Source organism: Hymenobacter coalescens, from assembly GCF_054783195.1.
This window is the reverse complement of record NZ_BAAGRA010000016.1, coordinates 618,961-636,746: the sequence shown is the minus strand read 5'-3', so window position 1 is coordinate 636,746 and position 17,786 is coordinate 618,961. Positions and strand designations below refer to the sequence as shown.

27 protein-coding genes are annotated in these 17,786 nt (G+C 63.2%); 19 read left to right on the top strand and 8 right to left on the bottom strand.

Features of this window, described 5'->3' with window-relative positions:
* The first annotated feature begins 186 nt into the window (after positions 1-186).
* Entirely contained in the window at positions 187-1,536 is a 1,350-nt protein-coding gene (locus ACYVKQ_RS14290) for a hypothetical protein (RefSeq protein ID WP_460676023.1), read from the top strand.
* 75 nt (positions 1,537-1,611) lie between these two features.
* On the opposite strand, the gene ACYVKQ_RS14285 is transcribed toward ACYVKQ_RS14290, so the two are convergent.
* From ACYVKQ_RS14285 to ACYVKQ_RS14255, 7 genes are all read right to left on the bottom strand, one after another.
* Positions 1,612-1,941, bottom strand: coding sequence for a four-helix bundle copper-binding protein (locus ACYVKQ_RS14285; RefSeq protein WP_460676022.1), 330 nt, complete (start codon positions 1,939-1,941; stop codon positions 1,612-1,614).
* Between the two features lie 96 nt (positions 1,942-2,037).
* Positions 2,038-2,331 (bottom strand): heavy metal-binding domain-containing protein, encoded by a 294-nt coding sequence (locus ACYVKQ_RS14280; RefSeq protein WP_460676021.1) that lies wholly within the window; start codon positions 2,329-2,331, stop codon positions 2,038-2,040.
* Positions 2,332-2,555: 224 nt separating this feature from the next.
* Positions 2,556-3,185 (bottom strand): thioredoxin family protein, encoded by a 630-nt coding sequence (locus ACYVKQ_RS14275; RefSeq protein WP_460676020.1) that lies wholly within the window; start codon positions 3,183-3,185, stop codon positions 2,556-2,558.
* Between the two features lie 37 nt (positions 3,186-3,222).
* The gene (locus ACYVKQ_RS14270; RefSeq protein WP_460676019.1) at positions 3,223-3,717 is read right to left on the bottom strand and encodes a TlpA disulfide reductase family protein; all 495 of its coding nucleotides are present in this window, start codon (positions 3,715-3,717) and stop codon (positions 3,223-3,225) included.
* A gap of 63 nt (positions 3,718-3,780) precedes the next feature.
* The gene (locus ACYVKQ_RS14265; RefSeq protein ID WP_460676018.1) at positions 3,781-4,536 is read right to left on the bottom strand and encodes an LOG family protein; all 756 of its coding nucleotides are present in this window, start codon (positions 4,534-4,536) and stop codon (positions 3,781-3,783) included.
* Positions 4,537-4,619: 83 nt separating this feature from the next.
* Positions 4,620-6,257 (bottom strand): PAS domain-containing protein, encoded by a 1,638-nt coding sequence (locus ACYVKQ_RS14260; protein ID WP_460676017.1) that lies wholly within the window; start codon positions 6,255-6,257, stop codon positions 4,620-4,622.
* A gap of 31 nt (positions 6,258-6,288) precedes the next feature.
* Positions 6,289-6,654, bottom strand: a complete 366-nt coding sequence (locus ACYVKQ_RS14255) for a hypothetical protein (protein WP_460676016.1) — start codon at positions 6,652-6,654, stop codon at positions 6,289-6,291.
* 255 nt (positions 6,655-6,909) lie between these two features.
* Here ACYVKQ_RS14255 and ACYVKQ_RS14250 point away from each other — a divergent pair, with 255 nt between their 5' ends.
* Entirely contained in the window at positions 6,910-7,752 is an 843-nt protein-coding gene (locus ACYVKQ_RS14250; protein ID WP_460676015.1) for a DNA/RNA non-specific endonuclease, read from the top strand.
* Between the two features lie 172 nt (positions 7,753-7,924).
* Here the strand turns inward: ACYVKQ_RS14250 and ACYVKQ_RS14245 are convergent, their stop codons facing one another.
* Positions 7,925-8,656, bottom strand: coding sequence for a helix-turn-helix domain-containing protein (locus ACYVKQ_RS14245; protein WP_460676014.1), 732 nt, complete (start codon positions 8,654-8,656; stop codon positions 7,925-7,927).
* Between the two features lie 164 nt (positions 8,657-8,820).
* Here ACYVKQ_RS14245 and ACYVKQ_RS14240 point away from each other — a divergent pair, with 164 nt between their 5' ends.
* From ACYVKQ_RS14240 to ACYVKQ_RS14160, 17 genes are all read left to right on the top strand, one after another.
* Entirely contained in the window at positions 8,821-9,063 is a 243-nt protein-coding gene (locus ACYVKQ_RS14240) for a hypothetical protein (protein ID WP_460676013.1), read from the top strand.
* Positions 9,060-9,344, top strand: coding sequence for a hypothetical protein (locus tag ACYVKQ_RS14235; RefSeq protein WP_460676012.1), 285 nt, complete (start codon positions 9,060-9,062; stop codon positions 9,342-9,344). The genes ACYVKQ_RS14240 and ACYVKQ_RS14235 overlap by 4 nt, the downstream gene beginning before the upstream one ends.
* A gap of 1 nt (position 9,345) precedes the next feature.
* Entirely contained in the window at positions 9,346-10,083 is a 738-nt protein-coding gene (locus ACYVKQ_RS14230) for a phage antirepressor KilAC domain-containing protein (RefSeq protein ID WP_460676011.1), read from the top strand.
* A 121-nt stretch (positions 10,084-10,204) separates the two neighbouring features.
* Positions 10,205-10,483 carry a hypothetical protein gene (locus tag ACYVKQ_RS14225; protein ID WP_460676010.1) on the top strand — a complete coding sequence of 93 codons (279 nt, stop codon included), beginning with the start codon at positions 10,205-10,207 and terminating at the stop codon, positions 10,481-10,483.
* A gap of 51 nt (positions 10,484-10,534) precedes the next feature.
* The gene (locus ACYVKQ_RS14220; RefSeq protein WP_460676009.1) at positions 10,535-10,699 is read left to right on the top strand and encodes a hypothetical protein; all 165 of its coding nucleotides are present in this window, start codon (positions 10,535-10,537) and stop codon (positions 10,697-10,699) included.
* Positions 10,700-10,764: 65 nt separating this feature from the next.
* Positions 10,765-11,427 (top strand): hypothetical protein, encoded by a 663-nt coding sequence (locus ACYVKQ_RS14215; RefSeq protein WP_460676008.1) that lies wholly within the window; start codon positions 10,765-10,767, stop codon positions 11,425-11,427.
* 72 nt (positions 11,428-11,499) lie between these two features.
* Positions 11,500-11,757 (top strand): hypothetical protein, encoded by a 258-nt coding sequence (locus tag ACYVKQ_RS14210; protein WP_460676007.1) that lies wholly within the window; start codon positions 11,500-11,502, stop codon positions 11,755-11,757.
* 12 nt (positions 11,758-11,769) lie between these two features.
* Positions 11,770-12,237: a hypothetical protein gene (locus ACYVKQ_RS14205; protein WP_460676006.1), complete on the top strand. Its 468-nt coding sequence runs from the start codon at positions 11,770-11,772 to the stop codon at positions 12,235-12,237.
* A 4-nt stretch (positions 12,238-12,241) separates the two neighbouring features.
* Positions 12,242-12,493, top strand: coding sequence for a hypothetical protein (locus ACYVKQ_RS14200; RefSeq protein WP_460676005.1), 252 nt, complete (start codon positions 12,242-12,244; stop codon positions 12,491-12,493).
* A 187-nt stretch (positions 12,494-12,680) separates the two neighbouring features.
* Positions 12,681-12,869: a hypothetical protein gene (locus ACYVKQ_RS14195; protein WP_460676004.1), complete on the top strand. Its 189-nt coding sequence runs from the start codon at positions 12,681-12,683 to the stop codon at positions 12,867-12,869.
* A gap of 3 nt (positions 12,870-12,872) precedes the next feature.
* Positions 12,873-13,346 (top strand): hypothetical protein, encoded by a 474-nt coding sequence (locus tag ACYVKQ_RS14190; protein WP_460676003.1) that lies wholly within the window; start codon positions 12,873-12,875, stop codon positions 13,344-13,346.
* A gap of 74 nt (positions 13,347-13,420) precedes the next feature.
* The gene (locus ACYVKQ_RS14185; RefSeq protein WP_460676002.1) at positions 13,421-14,863 is read left to right on the top strand and encodes a hypothetical protein; all 1,443 of its coding nucleotides are present in this window, start codon (positions 13,421-13,423) and stop codon (positions 14,861-14,863) included.
* Positions 14,856-15,113 (top strand): hypothetical protein, encoded by a 258-nt coding sequence (locus tag ACYVKQ_RS14180; RefSeq protein WP_460676001.1) that lies wholly within the window; start codon positions 14,856-14,858, stop codon positions 15,111-15,113. Before ACYVKQ_RS14185 ends, ACYVKQ_RS14180 begins: the two co-directional genes overlap by 8 nt.
* A gap of 4 nt (positions 15,114-15,117) precedes the next feature.
* Positions 15,118-15,786 (top strand): hypothetical protein, encoded by a 669-nt coding sequence (locus tag ACYVKQ_RS14175; protein ID WP_460676000.1) that lies wholly within the window; start codon positions 15,118-15,120, stop codon positions 15,784-15,786.
* Positions 15,787-15,830: 44 nt separating this feature from the next.
* Positions 15,831-16,106: a hypothetical protein gene (locus tag ACYVKQ_RS14170; protein WP_460675999.1), complete on the top strand. Its 276-nt coding sequence runs from the start codon at positions 15,831-15,833 to the stop codon at positions 16,104-16,106.
* A gap of 13 nt (positions 16,107-16,119) precedes the next feature.
* The gene (locus tag ACYVKQ_RS14165) at positions 16,120-17,172 is read left to right on the top strand and encodes a hypothetical protein (RefSeq protein WP_460675998.1); all 1,053 of its coding nucleotides are present in this window, start codon (positions 16,120-16,122) and stop codon (positions 17,170-17,172) included.
* Between the two features lie 2 nt (positions 17,173-17,174).
* Positions 17,175-17,342: a hypothetical protein gene (locus tag ACYVKQ_RS14160; RefSeq protein WP_460675997.1), complete on the top strand. Its 168-nt coding sequence runs from the start codon at positions 17,175-17,177 to the stop codon at positions 17,340-17,342.
* Positions 17,343-17,786: the final 444 nt, after the last annotated feature.

Genomic DNA, 17,786 nt, shown 5'->3' with positions numbered 1-17,786 from the left:
TTTGCCCGTTGTTACGCGCCTTTGCCCGCCTGTTGCTGCCCAACACGCGGGCAAAGGCGCCGCGCTTCGCCGCCGGTCTGGGCCGTGGTCGTGGGTGACCGTGGCTCGGGTCGGCGTTTGTTTTTCCACCCAAGTACCCCTTGCATGTTGCAATATTGGTGGCGCGCCGCTGCCCTGCTTCCGCTTTTGGCAGCCGGCAGCCGTAGCGCCCAAGCCCAGGTTCAATCCGAAGCCCAGGTTCAGCCCCAGATTCAGCCGGCCGCGGCCGCGCTGCCCACGTTTTTCCTGAAGGATGGCAAGCTGGCCCTCAACGCCGACGGCAGCCGCTACGTCAAGTTCACCCTGCTCAACCAGGCCTGGGCCCGCTTCAACCAGAGCAACCCCGGCACCACCATCAACGGCACGCTCAAGCCCCACACCACCGACTTCGGCATCCGCCGCTTCCGGGTACAGATGTTCGGCCAGCTCACCGACCGGGTGTTCATCTACTCGCAGTTCGGGCAGAACAACTTCAATTCGCTGTCGGCCCGCAAGGCCGAGTTCTTTCTGCACGACGCCACCGGGGAATACGCGGTGGTCCGAAACAAGCTGGCGTTAGGCCTGGGCCTCTCGGCCTGGAACGGCCTCTCGCGCTTCACCTCCTCCTCCACGGGCAGCATCGTGGGCCTGGATCTGCCGCTGGGCGCCGAAACGGTCATCGACGTAGAAGACCAGTTCGGCCGCAAGCTCGGCGCCTACGCCAAGGGCAAGCTGGGCAAGCTCGATTACCGCCTCTCGGTGGCCGACCCGCTGGCTTTCCAACGCTCCCCGGCGTACAGCAACGGCATCAACCCCGTCGCGAACTTCTCTTCCAAGCCAGCCAAGCTCATGACGCAGGGCTACTTCATGTGGCAGTTTCTCGACCAGGAGGCCAACCTGACGCCGTACACGAACGGCACGTACCTGGGCAAAAAGCGCGTGCTGAACCTCGGCGCGGGCTTTATCGTGCAGCCTTCGGCCATGGCGTACCGCGCTGCCAACGGCCGCGACACGCTTTATAACGCTCTGAAGCAGTTCGGAGTGGACGCTTACTACGACGCTCCGCTGGATACGGCCCGCGGCGCGGCGGCCATCAGCGCCTACGCGTCGGTAATGCACTTGGATTTCGGCCCGAACTACGTCCGCAATGCTGCGCCCATGAACCCGGCCAACGGCACCCGGACCGCCCAGGTGCTGAACGGCGGGGGCAACGGCTGGCCGGCTTACGGCACCGGCACCACGTTTTACGCCCAAGTGGGCTACAAGCTGAAGGACAACCTCGTGGGGTCGACTACCTTCATGCCCTACGCCAGCCTGCAGCACGCCCGCTACGAGCGTCTGCACGGCGCGATGAACTACTACGACGTGGGCGTGAACTGGCTGCTGGCCGGCCATACCTCCAAGCTCACGCTGGCGTACCAGAACCGCCCCATCTTCACCCTGCAGTCCGACGGCAAAGCCGCCCGCACCAGCGACCGAAGCACCGTGGTGGCCCAGTACCAAGTATTTTTCAACTAGGCGGCCGCATCGCCCCCGCCTTGTTGCCCCCGCACACGCCCCCTCGGTGATGCGGGGCCGTGTGCGGGGGCCTGCTTAAGCGGCCATGCCGGCGCGGCAGGCCTCTTCGCAGCGGCGGCAGGCATCGGCGCACGCACGGCAGTGCTCGTCGTGGTGCTGGCTGCATTCCTCGTAGCAGCGGCGGCATACCTCGGCGCACTCGCGCAGCAGGTGCTGGGCGTGCTCGGAACCGCGGGCGACGAGGCGGGCCGTCAGGGCGCATACATCGGCACAGTCGCGGCAGCGGCCGATGCAGGTAGCCATCATTTGCACGTCGTCTTCCTGCAGGCAGGAAGCGACGCAGTGCTCACAGGCGGCCACGCAGGCGTTGAGCGCCGCGAGCAGGAGTTGGTTTTGCTGGTGCATGGTCGTGGGGGTTGGGTAACAAAAAAGCAATACCGGTTTGCTAACATACCCCCATTGTCCCCACCGGGTTGGCTCAGCCACTTCAGCCGATGAGCCTCAGCTTTTTTTCTCCAGCGCCATGTGGCACACCGGGCATTTGCCCGGCTGCTGGCTGGCGCTGCCCTCGCAGCCCATGGGACACACGTAGGTCGTCGAGCCGGTGTTGGTTTGGTCGCCGGTACCGCCTTCGGTGCCGGGGCGCGCTACCTCGTCGGTGGGCTGCTGAATCACGGCCGAGTCGGCCGTGGCGGTGGTCGGCGCCTCGGGCTGGGCGGCTTCGTTGGTGGGCTTGCTGTTGCAGGCCGTCAGAAGGCTGGCCGCGAGCAGCAGTGAGAAGAGCTTGTTGGTCATGATTCAGGAAGCGCAAAGAGCGGGTTGATGTCTGCGGGCAAAGGTACAGCGGGAAGCATAGCGCCGCCGGCCTGCTCGTGCCGGAATCCGCTGCAGGCGCTGCGCTGCTGGTTCCGGCCGTGCCTCTGCTGCCGATTTCCCGGTGCCGAATCCGCCACCCGTGCCAACAACAACGCGCCGGAACTGGCTGAGCTCCGGCGCGTTGGGCTGATCGGCGCGGCTGATTAAGCCTTCTTCTTCCACTTGATGGTGCAACCGATGGCCTTGGTGGCTGACGTCTGCACCGGCTGGCCGGCCACAAGCTGCGTCAGGGCGTCCTCCACGTAGCGCTGCGTAGCGGCTTTGGCGTCTTCGGTGTTGTTGTCGATGGCTCCGATATAGGCCACTTTGAAAGCTTGGCCCTCGCGCTGGAGCACGTACACATGCGGCGTGCGGGTAGCGCCGTAGGTGCGGGCTACGTCCTGTGTATCGTCGACCAAGTACGGGAAGCCGTATTTCTTGTTTTTGGCCCGCTGCTGCATGGCCGCGTACGAGTCGCCGGGCACCACCTGCGGGTCGTTCGGGTTGATGGCCACCACGGGGTAGCCCTGGGCGGCATACTTACGGTGCAGCGCGATGATGCGGTCCTCGTAAGCCTGCGCGTAAGGGCAGGTGTTGCACGTAAATACCACGATGTACCCTTTGGCGGCGGCGTTGTCGGCCAGCGAAACCATGCGGCCATCCACGTTCTTGAGCTTAAAATCGGTTACCTGGTCGCCGACCTGGTAGCCGCCCTCGGCGGCCGGCCGGAAGGCCGTGCTGAGCGTAAAGACCACTGCCAGCAGGCTGAGCAGGGCGAGCAAAGGCTTTTTCATGCGAAGCGAGGGGTATAAAGGGTTGATGGGATTCAGGTCAGGGCGTTTGCACGGCCTTGACGGCCGCCTCCAGCTCAGCCAACGTCAGCGGCTGCTCGAAGCGCTGCCGGTGCTGCCGGCGGTTGTTGAACACCAGTGTGAAGGGCAGCGCGCCCGACCATTGCCGGTCAATCGCCTCAATGTACGCGTTCTGATCGGGTTCATTGAGGAGCCAAACCGCCGATTTCAGCCGCTGCCGCTGCACGAAGGGTCGTACTTTGGCGTCCAGCTTCGAGGCGAAATCCAGGCTCACCAACACCACCTGCACAGGCTTGCCCGCCTGCCGGGCGCGCAGTTGCTCGAAGTGCGGTAGCTCCTCGATGCAGGGCTTGCACCACGTGGCCCAAAAATTTACCACGTAAGTGGTATCGGAGGGGCGCGCCAGCAACTGCTGCAGAGCGGGCAGCTTCACCACGCGCACCTGCTGGGCGCGGGCAGCGGGCAGGGCTATGGTCAGCAGCCCCAGCAGCAACAGGCAACTACGGTTCGTCATAACCCCATAAACAGCCTCCGCCCCCGAGGGGTTGCACGATGCCCCCGGCGGGCCTGCCCTGCGTTATTCACCAAACAGCCGGAACCGCTTTGGCACCTGGCGGGCCCGCAGCTTGAAGCGGTCGACGGCGTGCCGCTGGATGTGGGCCAGCGCCTCTTCCACCGAATCGGTGTACGTGAGCAGTTGCAGATCCAGAGCCGAGACGGTGCCGTGGCGGGCCATTTGCTCCAGCAGCGCGGCCAGCGGGGCCCAGTATTCCCGCCCGACGACGACCACGGGAAAATCAAGGATTTTCCGGTTCTGGATTAGCGTCAGCGCCTCGAAGAACTCATCCATGGTCCCGATGCCGCCGGGCATGATGACGAAGGCGTAGGAATATTTGACCAACAACACCTTGCGCACGAAAAAGTAGCGGCACATCATCCACTTATCCAAGTACGGGTTGGCGGCCTGCTCGTGAGGCAAGTCAATGTTCAACCCCACGGAGCTCCCTCCGGCGTCGCGCGCGCCGCGGTTGGCGGCTTCCATGATGCCTGGTCCGCCGCCCGTCAGCACGGTAAAGCCCATGCGGCTCAGGCCCGCGCCCAACGCCCGGGCCTGCTCGTAATAGCGCGACCCGGCTGGCACGCGCGCCGAGCCGAACACCGACACGCACGGGCCCACGAAGTGCAGGGTACGGATGCCCCGAAAAAACTCCCACAGTACCGCCAGCAGAAAACGTACTTCGGTACGGCGCGACCGGGGCCCTTCCAGAAACCGCCGCTCCTGCTGCCGGTCTTCGGCAGTATCGGCGGCAGGTGCAGCGGCAGGCTCTTTCATGGGTGGCGGCGCAGAGGCCGTAAGCTACGAAAACAACGCAGGCGCCCCCACCAAGAAGCGCCTGCGCATTACCTGCCGGCGGGCTATTGCCCCCCCAACTGCTGCCGCAACTGCTGCACCTGATGTTCCAGGTCGAGGGTGCGGAAGGTCACTTTCGCTTCCAGATCGGAGTAGGCACGCTCGAGCTGCTCCTGCAGGTGTTTCTGCTCGGTCACGTCGGTGTTGGTCCCCAGCCAGCGAACCAGCTGGCCGCCGTGGTCGTGCACGGGCACGGCACGGGTCAGAAACCAGCGGTACTCGCCGTCGTGGCCTCGCAGCGGAAATGTCAGCTCCCAGGCCTGACCGGCGGGCCACGCGGCCCGCACGAAGGTCAGCACCCGCTCCAGGTGCGCGGGGTGGTGCACTTTCTCCCAGCCCCAGCCGCGCATTTCCTCCAAGTTCGTGCCCGTGAAGTCGTACCAGCGCTTATTGTACCAGTAGATGTTACCATCGGGCTGCGCCATCCAGGCCAGCTGGGCCATGTTATCGGCCAGCGTGGTGAATTCCGCCTCCCGCTCGCGCAGGGCCGCCTCGGCGGCGCGCTGCTCCGTCACGTCTTGCATGGCACCGATCATACGCACGGGCTTGCCGGTGGCGTCGTGGGCCACGTGGCCGCGGTCCATTACCTGAGCGTAGGTGCCGTCGGCCCGGCGGTAGCGGTACTCGTCCTGCCAGGTTACGCCGCCGTGGTCGATGGCCTGGTGGATGCTATGCTCCACGCGCTGCGCGTCGTCGGGGTGGATGTGGGCGTACCACCACGCGGCGGTTGGCTCCACCGCTTCGGGCGCATAGCCCAGCACGCGGTGAATGGCTTCGTTCCACGTCACGGCGTCGGTTTCCAGGTTCCAGTCCCAGATGGCGTCGTTGGTGGCCAGCGAGGCCAGCGCGTAACGCTGCTCACTGGAGCGCAGGGCGGCATCGGCCTGCTTCTGCTCATCGATGTCGGTGCAGGTGCCAAACCATTGGGTGATCTGCCCCAGCTCGTCCCGAATGGGCTTGGCCAAGCCCAAAAACCAACGGTAGATGCCGTCCCGTCCCTTGAAGCGGTACTCGATTTCGTAGTCCTCGCCGGTGGCCAGCGAGTGGCCCCACACCTGCCGGGCCCGCGCCTGGTCGTCGGGGTGCAGCAGGTGGTTCCACATTTCGGTGCCGCGGCTTTGCTCCACGGTGTAGCCCGTGTAATCGATCCAGCGTTGGTTGAAGAAAGTATGGAAGCCGGTGGGGTCGGTCAGCCACACCATCTGCGGTATGAATTCCACCACGAAACGGTATTCGTCGTCGCGGCGCTTGGCGGCACTGATGTCGGTGATAGTACCCACGAAGCGCACGGCCTGGGTGCGGGCTGCGTCGAAGTAGGCGCGGCCGGTGGCGCGCACCCAGCGCACCTGCCCGTCGGGGGCTACGGTGCGGTACTCGATGTCGTACTCGCCGAGGCCGCGTGGGTCCAGTGCCTGCTGCACCACGGTATCCGTGGCAGCCCGGTCGTCCGGGTGCAGGCCCGCCAAGAACACGTTATAATCAACGGGTGCTTCGGCCGACAGGCCAAACAGCTCTTTGCAACGGCCCGACCACAGCAACTCGTCCGTGACGGGGTTGAAGTCCCAGGTGCCCACCCCGGCCGCCTCGACGGCGGCCTGCAAGCGTTCGTAGCTGGTGGTGTTGGTCTCAGTGGGATTTACCATGGCATAACGGCGAGCAGAAAAAGTGCGGGGCTCACGGCTGGGTGAGCAGCACTTCCATGCCCGACAGAAAGTACAGGTTGAGTTGGCTTTGGCGGCCGTCGGCCGAACGCCGCAGCCGTGTAATGAGGGCCCGGGTGCTTTGCTCCTGAGCCACCTGGATTTCCAGGTATGGGCGCTGCAGCAGCGCATCGCGCTGCACCGTCCACTGCCCGCTGCGCACTTCCGCATTGGCGGCCTGCAGCTGCAGTTGGCCCGCTTGGAGCCGCATGTGGGTGGCCAGCGCCAACGGGCTGTGCGGGTCGGTCTGGTTCAGCACCCGATCGGCCACGCGCCATTCACCCGTCAGGAAATCGTCCGGCAGTTGCTGCAGGTTGATGTCGAAGAGCAGGTCAGTCATGCGCTGGGCTTGGCGGGAAAGGGAATTGAGGTAGAGCGGGGCACGGAGTTGCAAAGTTGGCAAAGAAACCTCGCATTAACCCGTATTAATACCTAGGCCAATACCAATACATAGCGCCAATAGTTCAACCAACGGCTTCATTGCCGCGATGGCGACGGGAATCTAGCAGACAGTCATCGACTTACCAAGCTCAGGCGTAGACGGCGAAAACCGGGCAATTCCCTGACCTTTGTTTAGTAAACGCTCCGCTTTCCCATGCCCTCTGCAACAATCCGTTTTACCACTGCCGCACTGCTTGCGCTGCTGCTCAACGCTTGTGCTGACGAAAAGCCGGCTCCCGCCCTGCCGGAACACCTGACTATGGGCAACCCCAGCGGCGCCACCGCCGACGCCACAAAGCCGGCGAATTACCTGCTCGACCAACCCCAGTACGCCATGTCGTACCACCGCGACCGGGGCATTCCGAACTGGGTGTCGTGGCACCTGAGCTCGGCCTGGCTGGGCTCGGCCGCCCGGCAAGACGACTTTCGGGCTGATGAAAGCTTGCCCTCGGGCTGGTACCGCCCCGGCGCCAGCAGCTACTCCGGTTCGGGCTTCGACCGGGGCCACATGTGCCCCTCGGCCGACCGCACTGCGTCGGTAGCGGACAACTCGGCCACGTTCCTGATGAGCAACATGGTGCCGCAGGCGCCCAACAACAACCAGCGCACCTGGGCAACGCTGGAGGAGTATTGCCGCACACTTGTCGGGCAGGGCAACGAACTCTACATCATCGCCGGCGCGTACGGGACGGGCGGCACGGGCTCGGCCGGCTACAAAACGACGCTGGACGCGGGCCGCGTGACGGTGCCGCGGCGCTGCTGGAAAGTCATCGTGGTGCTGCCCGAGGGCGCGTCCGACGCCAGCCGCGTGAGCACCGGCACCCGCGTCATTGCCATCGACACGCCCAACGACAACGCCCTGCTCACCACCTGGGGCTCCTACCGCACCTCCGTCGACGCCATTGAACAGGCCACGGGCTACGACCTGCTCTCGGCCGTAGCGCCCGCCGTGCAAACAACTGTGGAAGCGCGCACCGATAGCGGGCCTACCAACTGAGTTTTGTGACCAACGCCAGCCCTGCGCAGCATGGGCATAAAAAAGGCCCGTTCCCAAGCTGGGAACGGGCCTTTTTGCAGAGGAGGAGGGATTCGAACCTACCTCTTTAGCGCATTCATTGTCAGCAGCTTAACTAGTCGGCGCGACGCTGTGTAACCGGATGTGTAACCGGCTACGCTGCGTCGCTGTCCGAATAGTCTACACCGATAGACAGGGAGTGGGCCGAACGTTGGGCCGGGTGCTGCAGCACCACGCACTCAGAAAACAACATCACGTTGCCTTCGGCGGTGCGCGGTGGTAAGCTCACGTAGGCTTTGCCGGTGTTCGGATTCATCCCCGCTGCGAGACTATCGGCGTCGGCCTTTCCCGCGGGTGCCGACTCGGGCTGTTGCGGCGCGGGTTCGGGGGAGTCTTCGTCGTGCGGGAACAGGTACAGGTTCACCTTGTGGATGACTTCGTTCTGCAGCACGTCGGCGCGGCGGCGCTCCCGATCGGCGTAGTCCCAGGCGCGGGCGGCTTCCGCTTCGGCGCGCTCGGCCCGGCGGCGTTCCGCTTCTAGCAGCATCATTACGTCTACCGCGCTGGCCGTGCTGACCGGCAGCATGGTAACGGTGGTTGGCGAGGGGTGGGCGACTTCGGGGTGGGCGTCCGGCTTCGGGGCCGGCGTCAGCTCCCGGCCGTCCCGGAGCATGGAGCCGTTGCCCGTCAGCAACCAGTCGGGGTTGAGGTCGGGGTACGCCAGTATAAGCTTACTGAGCGTGTCGTAAGAGGGGTTGCTAGCGCCGGGCTGTTCCGCCGTGCTAATCGTGGTGACCTTGACGCCGGAGTCTCGGCTCATCTGCGCCAACGTCAACCCCTTGTATTCGCGCCATTGCTGGATGCGCTTACCAGGTGTTGTTTCCATAGGAGACGGGGTTGTGTTGAAACTTTCTTGTATGATTATTCGGATTAATCCGAATAATATCCGTATGTTTACTGATGGATAAACGGTCCTGTTGCCGTTCGTCCGACACAATAGTACGAAACATTCGGAAACATCCTAACATTTCACCATAAAAACACACGCCTATGGCAGCCCACAAAACACCTGGCAGGGACATTTACGACGAGCAACTGGCGAAGCTGGGGCCTCTGCCTCAGTTCTATAGTACGCTGGTGAACATGGAGCGGCAGCGGCAGAAGCTGCCCACCTTCACCGCCGAGCGCATCCGCCGGGCCCGCACGGGCAAGGCCGTGGACTTCGAAGTTTTGGAAGTCCTGCAGAAAGTAGCCGCTGAGTATTCCAAAATTGCTGAACCTGTAGCCGCATGAAGCCGCCGAAGTTTCATGTAGGACAGGCCGTGGTAGCCCTTACTTCCGATTGGCTGGAGCCCGCCGAAAACAAGGCACTAGGCTATCCTCAAGTGCCGCAGAAGAGTGCCCACTACACTGTCTCGGAAGTGTACAGGGCTTTCTATGGGATATGGGTAATCAATCTATCGGGTATTCCCTGCTTGGGGTTTGACGAGCAATACTTCGACCCAGTAGAAGAACACCCCGCCGAAGTCATCGAAACCCTGCTAGAAGAATCATTCACCATCAAAGCCCAGTAACATGGAGGCGCTCATTCCAATCAACAAAAGCGAAGGAGGCAAGGACGTGGTATCGGCCCGCCGGCTACATCATTACTTGGAAGTACCCACGAAGTTCACCGACTGGTGGGCGCGTAAGCTGGCTGAGTATCCGTGCTTTGAGGAAAATGTAGACTTCTGCTCAATTTTGAGCGAAAGCACCGGCGGGCGCCAAGCCACTGACTACGTAATTACCCTCGACATGGCAAAGGAGCTGTCCATGACCGAGAAGAATGAGCAAGGGCGCAAGGCCCGTCGCTACTTCATCGAGTGCGAGAAGCAGCTGCGCGCCGTAGTTGAGGCACCGCGGCCGGCGCTACCTACTACCTATAAGGAAGCGCTGACGGCGTTGCTGGCAGAGGTAGAGCAGAAGGAACGGCTGGAACAGGAATTGGCGCTAGCAGCCCCGGCCATTGCCTTTACCCAGGCGGTATCCGACTCCAAAGACCTGGTATCGGTAGGTGAGTTTGCCAAAACGCTCAACATCAAAGGCGTGGGCCGCACCATCATGTTCCGCTGGCTGCGGCGGGACGGGTACCTGATCAGTGACGGGAGCAACCTGCCGTATCAGAAGCACATAGACGCGGGCTTATTCACTGTCAAACAGCGGGTTCTGGCCCAACGCAGTGAGCAAAACAACCTGCAGGCCCAGACCATGATAACGGGCAAAGGGGTGCGCGTACTGACTGAGCGGTACCTACCGCAAGCCCAAGCCGCTTAGTCGTGTCAAATAAATCCGATTAATCGGAAACATCATGCTTGTTAATTCCGAATAATAGGATACATTTGTTCAACACTTCGGAAATCACTCAACGGCTTCACCCCTCCTACTCCTACCAGCCATGCCCACCGCCTACCGCACCCTGCGCTTCTTCCACAACGCCATGCAGGAAGTCGCCCAAAAGCACGGCTTGGCGGTGCACATGTCGCACGAATGGATTGAGGCGGACGGCACCATGCGACGCAGCTCGACGGTGCGCCTGCCCAACGGGGTGGTGGTTGGCCCGCCGCAGTTCTACACGCCCGACCAACTCGACAAGTTCCTGACGCTGATGATGCCCGCCTTTGCCGGGCAATCCTTCAAGCTAGACCCGGTTACCGGCGTCACAATGGGCGCCTAGCCCCCTACCCTAAAACCACAGCGGCCCCGGTGCCGCCTAACCGCTACCACGATGAACACCGCTGAGATCATCATTCTGTGCATTACTGGCTGCTCGCTTCTGATAATGGCTAACCAGCACGGCAAGCCCAAGGAGGGCAAGAACAACTTCTGGGCCAGCCTCATTGCCAACGCCATTACGCTGGGCCTGCTGTACTGGGCTGGCCTCTTCCACTAGCCTAAAACCACAGCGGCCCCGGTGCCTAACCCTCAACCGCTTCACCCTTCCTACTCCTACCAGCCATGCCCACCGCCAACACGAACAGCACGCGCATCTACCCCACGTTCCGCGATTTTCTACAACGCGAGGACACGTCCCTAAACGGTGTCTCGCCGGAGTTTGCCGCGCAGCACCCGGATTACGCGGCCCAGAACGCCACTAACACCGGCTGCTACGACTGCTCCGGCTGCTCCGACTGCTCCCGCTGCTCCGGCTGCTCCGACTGCTACGACTGCTACGACTGCTCCTACTGCTCCGACTGCTCCCGCTGCTCCTACTGCTACGGCTGCTACGACTGCTCCGGCTGCTCCGGCTTGTCAAACAACGCGCCGCGCGCACTGCCGGCCGTGCCGGTCATCGCAAACATCCACCAGCAGGTCCTGGCGGCAGTGTCCAAGCCCGGGGCCTTGAACATGTCGTCCTGGCACGAGAGCGAGGCGGTGAACGAGGAAGGCGCCTACTGCGGCACGACGCACTGCCGCGCCGGCTGGGTGGTGGCCCTGGCGGGGAAGGCCGGGCGTGACCTGGAGCAGCGCACCTCTACCCTGTTTGCCGCGATGCAAATCTACCGCGCCTCGGCCCCCGGCATTCCGGTTTCGGCGGCGAGCTTCTACGAGAGCAATGACCTGGCCTTGGCCGACATGCGCCGGTGCGCTGAATTGGAACAAGCCGAACGCCCCGCCTAAAACCACAGCGGCCCCGGTGCTACGAACACCGGAGCCGCCAACTCAACCACACACATCAACAGAACACTGCAAATGTACGCACAACCCGCACACCCCCAACCTGGCCCCGGCCCGCAGCTCTGCCGCCTGGAGTCGACTCCCTGCCCCCTGGAAACGGAAGAGGTACGCCGCCGCTACGACTGGCGCGCCGTGCTGCTGATGCCCTGGCACGCCGTGGAAACCATCTACTGGCAGCTGGCCGCCACGGAGCCACGCTACCTGGAAGAGGTGCCGGTGGTGCTCAAAGAAGTGGAACGCGCCCGCGAAGGACGCATGGAAGTAGCCCGCTAAGCCGCTGTACCGATGGCAAAGAAAGTGTTGACTGGTCCGCTGAAGGCTTACGAGGTCTTCTTCTGCGGTGAGCGATATGGAACGTTCGTGGGGCGCTCCGCAGGACAGGCCAAGGCTCGCTTGGCGGCTGACCTCTACGAATGCTATGACAACAACCAGATATGGCCTTACCTGAAGGCCCGTCTGGCGGGGCTAAAGGACGCTGCCTCTGCCATTGAGGCACACGAAGACCGAGGCAAGTACTGGAAGGACACGAAAGCTTTTGCGCGCCTGCAAGCTGAAGCCGACGCCTTCAATGCCAAGTACCCGATAGGGTCAGAAGTACGCCTAGTGAATTGCCATGAAGCCTACTTCTGGCGCGGCAAAACCACTAAGACCCGCACCCCCGCATGGGTGCCCAGCCTATCAGGGGTATTGGTCTCCATCGAAGGAGAGGCTGGAGGCTTTGGGCTCGAATACATCCAACCAGTAACCGCCTAGCCCGATGGACGCCACCCCTACCCGCCGCGACCTGGAGCGCCTGAGCTACGAGGCCGGCCGCGCCGACGCCGCATTCCAGACCGCCCGCGCCCTGCAGATGCAGCTCACCCGTTCGGGCTACCTGACCCTGGAAGGACACGCCGCCGCGCTGGCGTTCCTGCAGCCCCTGCAAGCCGAGGCCGAGCGCACCGAACAAGCCCGCTTGGACTGCTACAACGCCCTGCACCGGGCCCTCACCCCCACGGTAACGCCCTGAGCCATGCGCAATCAGCATCCTGGTGATTGCTTCCTCTGTGGCCGGAAAGTAGCCGCGCAACGTGGACACTTTCAAATTAACAGCAAGCCAGGTGGCGGGCAGATTAAGCCCGGCGCTGGCAAGTGGCTGCTGCGATGCAAGAAGTGCTGCGGGGAAGGGAATGTAAAACCATTAACCACCTAGCCCCATGCAAAGCCCCGCCGAAACCGCCGCCCGCGCCGCCTACACGGCCGCCGCGGGCAAGCCCGAAGAACGCGCCGCGCTCCGGGCCCTGGTCGATACCCAGCAAGCCGAAACCGTGCCCACGGGCGGCTGCTGCGCCCACCTCTCCACGCTGCGCGCCAAACTCTCCGCCCACCTGAAGCCCACCGCCTGAGCCATGAAGCACCCCGCCTACACCCTGCTAGCCGACCTGCGCACCAAGTTCGCGGAGTACTTCACCGAACGGCAGTTGGCCTACCTGCGGGCCATGCACGGCAAGGAAGCGGCCAACCGCATTGCCGTGCTAGCCCAGGCCGCGCTGCGCACCGTGCCCGACTTGGAATCCATGCACGGGCCGGCCGCCACCAACTGGCAACTGATCGGCCTGGAGCAGCTGGCCTCGGAGTACCGCAGCGCCGTGCTGTGGGGCGCCGGCCTGACCAGCGAACGGGCCGACTGCCTGCTGACAGAAGCCCGGTTGATTGACTGCCCGGCCCAGCTGCTGAAGAAATGCGCCGACGCCTGGAGTGCCCGCAACAAGGCCAGCGAAGCCCAAACGGTAGCCAAGACCTACCGCGGCGGCTTCCCCCTTGACCCCAACGAATTACACGCTTCGCTGCCAGACGCAGACGAGCAACAACACGCCGCCTAAGTGAAACCCAAACCCCGCCGACGTGCGGCCGCCGGACTGCCGGCCGCTGTCTGCATCATCCAACTACACACGACATGACTACTGAAGAACTCGACAAGATGCAGGCGCTGGCCGACACGCTGAAGCCTTTTCTGCCGCTTCGACACACCACTTGCACGCCCGAAGCACGCGGACACCGGGCCAGCTACGCCGTCCTAGAGTCGGTACAGACCAGTGACAACGCGCTGAAAATTCTGATGCCCGCAGTCTCGCTCCGTTGCCTCAGCGCAGAGCCCTATTACACGGCCGATGGCGACATCATGGGCTATTCGCCCAGCGCGAATACAACGGCATTTGTAGCAGGCGTTGCCAACGTGGTAAATGCTTTCCCGGCCATCCTCACCGCCCTTCGCGCCGCTGCCCCTTCCCCTGTAGGAGGAGCCGCCGCCTCGGTCGCTGACATGGAGCCGCGTGATTATCTGCATAGCCTGACCGTGTACCCGTTCCGAGACCCCGATGGTGATTTGGTATACAAGGCGGAGGATGTGGAAATAGTGGTAAACCAACTCCTGCAAACCTCCCTTCGCTCTGCCTCCCCTGTACCCGCCCCTGTAGGAGGAGCCGCCGCCCTGCTCTGGGAGGCTGACGAGGAGTTGGATTCGGTGCTGGCTTGCAACATCCCCGAGGCCGACCAATTGGCCTACGAGGCTGAGCTTATGGCGATGCTACGCCAACGGGCTTACGTTCACGGCGGGGTGGTGCTAAGTGAGGCAGACGTACGCATCCTGCTCCGCGCTTACCGCCGCGCCGCCCTTCGCTCTGCCTCCCCTGTACCCGCCCCTGTAGGAGGAGCCGCCGTCCAGGTTACGGATAATTGGTTTGATGGTCCGCACCCCAACCCTTCCCACCGCTTCGTCCTGGGGGTGCGCTACGACCCGCAGGAGCGTACTGTGACGCTGCCGGGCATCCCTGAAATGGTGGCGCGCGTTGGTGATTGGCTGGTAAAGCCTTGGGCGGATTCGCCTTACTGCGAGGTGTGGAGCAACGAGAAATATCAGGCAATCGCGGGCAACGCCTCTACTGATTCGATTGTGCATCTGGTTTCATGCTTTGGCGCGGCCCTACAGACGAAGCTGCTGGCCGCCCGCGAAAAGTATGGCTATCACGCCGACGACTGGCTACAAACCGACTGGGAAGATGAGTGCCGGCAAGGACTGCTGAACCACATTGCCAAGGGCGATCCGCGTGACGTGGCGGCCTACTGCGCCTTCATGTGGCACCACGGGTGGAGTACGGCGGGCTCTGCCTCCCCTGTAGTAGGGGAAGGAGCCGCCGCCGGATCGGAAGAGACTTGGATTAGCGAGATGCGGGCCAAGCTGGAAGAATGGCAAGCCCAAATTAATGAGGCCTATGCCTGCGATAAAGACGCGGCCCACGACGCGGAGGTATACGTGCCTCAATTACTGGGACTTCTCCCCGCCGCCCCGGCCCTCCCCACCGACAGCACCCAGACCGGAGAGGAGGTGACCAATGGCTAAGCTCTCCTACGACCCGCTATTCCTCTACGACGCCACCGCGCCCTACGTGCCGCTGACCCGCAAGCGGATAAAGCGTCACGCCAAAGCCTGCAAGAAAACGGCCTTGCTGAATTGGCTGGCCATCGGCGGTATCGTGGCCGCGCTGCTGCTCACCAGCTGCGCCACCAAGCCACACTTCGAAGGCCAAAAGCGCCGCCACCGCACCCCCTCCTGGGCACAGCAGGACGCCCGCCACGAACAAGCCCGGTAACGACATGGCTAAGAATACAACGACCGATATAGAGCAGGTTGGGGGCGTCGTAGCCCCCGCCTACACGCTCAACAACGCCGCCTCCCTGAAGGCGCTGGCCGAAGAACTGAGTCAGCTGGTGAAGGACAAAGGCATGACGACCAATATCCAAGGCAAGAACTACGTGCACGTTGAGGCATGGACGTTCGCCGGGGTATCCATCGGCCTGCTGCCGGTGGTGGTGTCCTGCGACGACATCAGCCGGCCGGGCCACATGGTAGGCATGAAGGGGCAGGAACGGCAGGAAATCCGCTACAAAGCCACCGTGGAACTGCTGAACGTGCACACCAACCAAGTGGTGGGCCGGGCCTTCGCTACCTGCTCGAATGAGGAAGCCAAGAAGAAGTTCTTCGATGAGTACAGCATTGCCAGCATGGCCCAAACGCGGGCCACAGGCAAGGTGTACCGGCTGCCGCTGGGCTGGCTGATGCAGGTAGCCGGCTTCCAAGCCACGCCGGCCGAGGAAATGGACAACGTGGTGACGCTGCCGCAAGCCATCGGGGAAGTCTTCTTGGCGGATACCGAAGAGGAAGTAGACGCCCTCTGGAGCGCCTATCCGAGCCACCAGAACGCATCTGCCTTTGTGAAGGTGGTGAAGGGCCGCAAGAAGCAACTCGCTCAACCAGCGGCCTGAACGCCCCGCAAACTCCTTATCACGGACGCCATACCCGACCCCTTATGTGCGACATCATCCCCTTAACGATTGTCGGCACCACGGCTGTACCGGCCGTGGAGGCCGACGCCCCGGCCCGCCACCCGCATGAGCTGCTGAGCAGCATTTGCCAGCGCCTCCACAAAGGACGGTGGGATTACAACCCGTCTTTTTACCGCGCTAGTGTGGCGGCGGCTTTGTACGACGTGCTCCCCATCTGGAAGCAAATGCCTATCGACGCCCTCTCATGCCCCGACCCCACCACCGGCTGCGGCTTTTGCAACGACTGCCACACCTCCTAACACCGTCTCCACCATGCCTCATAAGTATACCGACGCCGATGATGCCCTGATCCGGGAACTGTACCCCACGGTGCCCACGGAACAGTTGGCGGCCACCATCGGCGTGCCGGCCACGGCGGTCTGCTGCCGGGCCCAGCGCCTGGGGGTATCCAAGCCCCGCTTAAACACTTGGACCGCAGCCGAAGACGACATCATCCGGGAGCACTACTCGGCCATGACGGCCAAGCAACTGACCGCCCTGCTGCCCACCCGCACCGTGCACGCCGTCACCAACCGCGTGCAGGACTTGGGGCTGACCACCCAAGCCCAGCGCCGCTGGACCACCGAGGAAGACGCGTTGCTGCGGGATAAGTACGCCACCACCCGCGCCTCCAAGCTGGCCAAGCAACTGGGCCGCACCCGCGCCGCCGTCGTCTCGCACGCCAACGACCTGGGCCTGACCAAAACCCTGGAAATGCGCCGCACCTTGACCGGCGGCGAAGGCCGGGGCTGGACGGCGCGCGACAAAGAAGCGCTGCGGCGGTGGTTCCCGGTGCACCAAACCCGGTTTATCGCGGCTTGGCTGAAGCGCTCCTTCGACGCGGTGAGCCGCATGGCGGGCAACATGGGGCTTAGCAAAGCGCCGGGCTTCGTCGTTGACCGCTTCATGCGCAACCCCGTGCCCCCGAAGCCGGCTTTTGTAATGCCCCGCAAAACGAAAGGCGAGCGGCCGGACACTTGGACCGCCCAACAAGATCAGTTGCTGCGTGACCTGTACCCATTCCTGGCCAACTCGCAAGTTGCCAAGCGCCTGGAGCGGAGCGAAAAGGCCGTGATGGGCCGGGCCCAAGTCCTGGGCCTGCGCAAGGCCGAGCCCGCCGCCCGTACCCGTCCCATCCCCAACCGGCGCTACGACGTGGGCTACCTCAACCGGGGCAACGGGGTGAACAACCACAAGCCGCAGGACACCCAACGCGACAGGCGCCAAGCCAGCCAGGTGGCCGACCGCGTGCCGGTTCAGCGCTACGACCCCAAATACGACAAGTACTACACCGCCTGGGTGAAGCCGGGCTCACTCTCCCGCTAGCCATGATCCCGCGCACCCTCAACCACGCGCTGCTCAACGAGCAGCTGAAGCCCGCCACGCTCACCGAGTACCTGAAGCGCTTGCCCCACGACCATCCCGAACGGGTGTACTACCGCACCGCCGCCAACAGGCCGAAAACGGTGGCCGAGTTGCAAGCCTGCGTGAGATAACCCCCCTCTCTCCCTCCCCTGCCTACTTCGCGGGGGCGGGGGAGTCGGGAAGGGGAATGCGGCCGTGTTGGGCCTCGTAGGCGGCGATAGCATCTTCTACTGCCAACCGTCCCCATTCGGTCACCTTCCGCCGCTCTTGCGCGGCAATGTACTCCGCCTTAGCACGATTGGTCTTCGTCAGGCGAAGGTTCAGGGCTTCCGAAAGTGTCTCTTTTGCTGCCATTGTGGCGCGAATGTACGCAAGAAAATACACTGCGTTACACTTGACTAATTGCAACGCATTGCGTATAATTGTAACGCAATGCAAGGTTGTTGCCCTGGCAGGGGCACCCTTGGCATACCGGCTGCGCAACCAGCCGTAGCAACGACTTCACCCGGCCTGCCAGCCGTCACCGAAGCCGCCTTAGCCCTCCTGTTGCGAGTTGGGCGGGCGGCTTCCCTTTT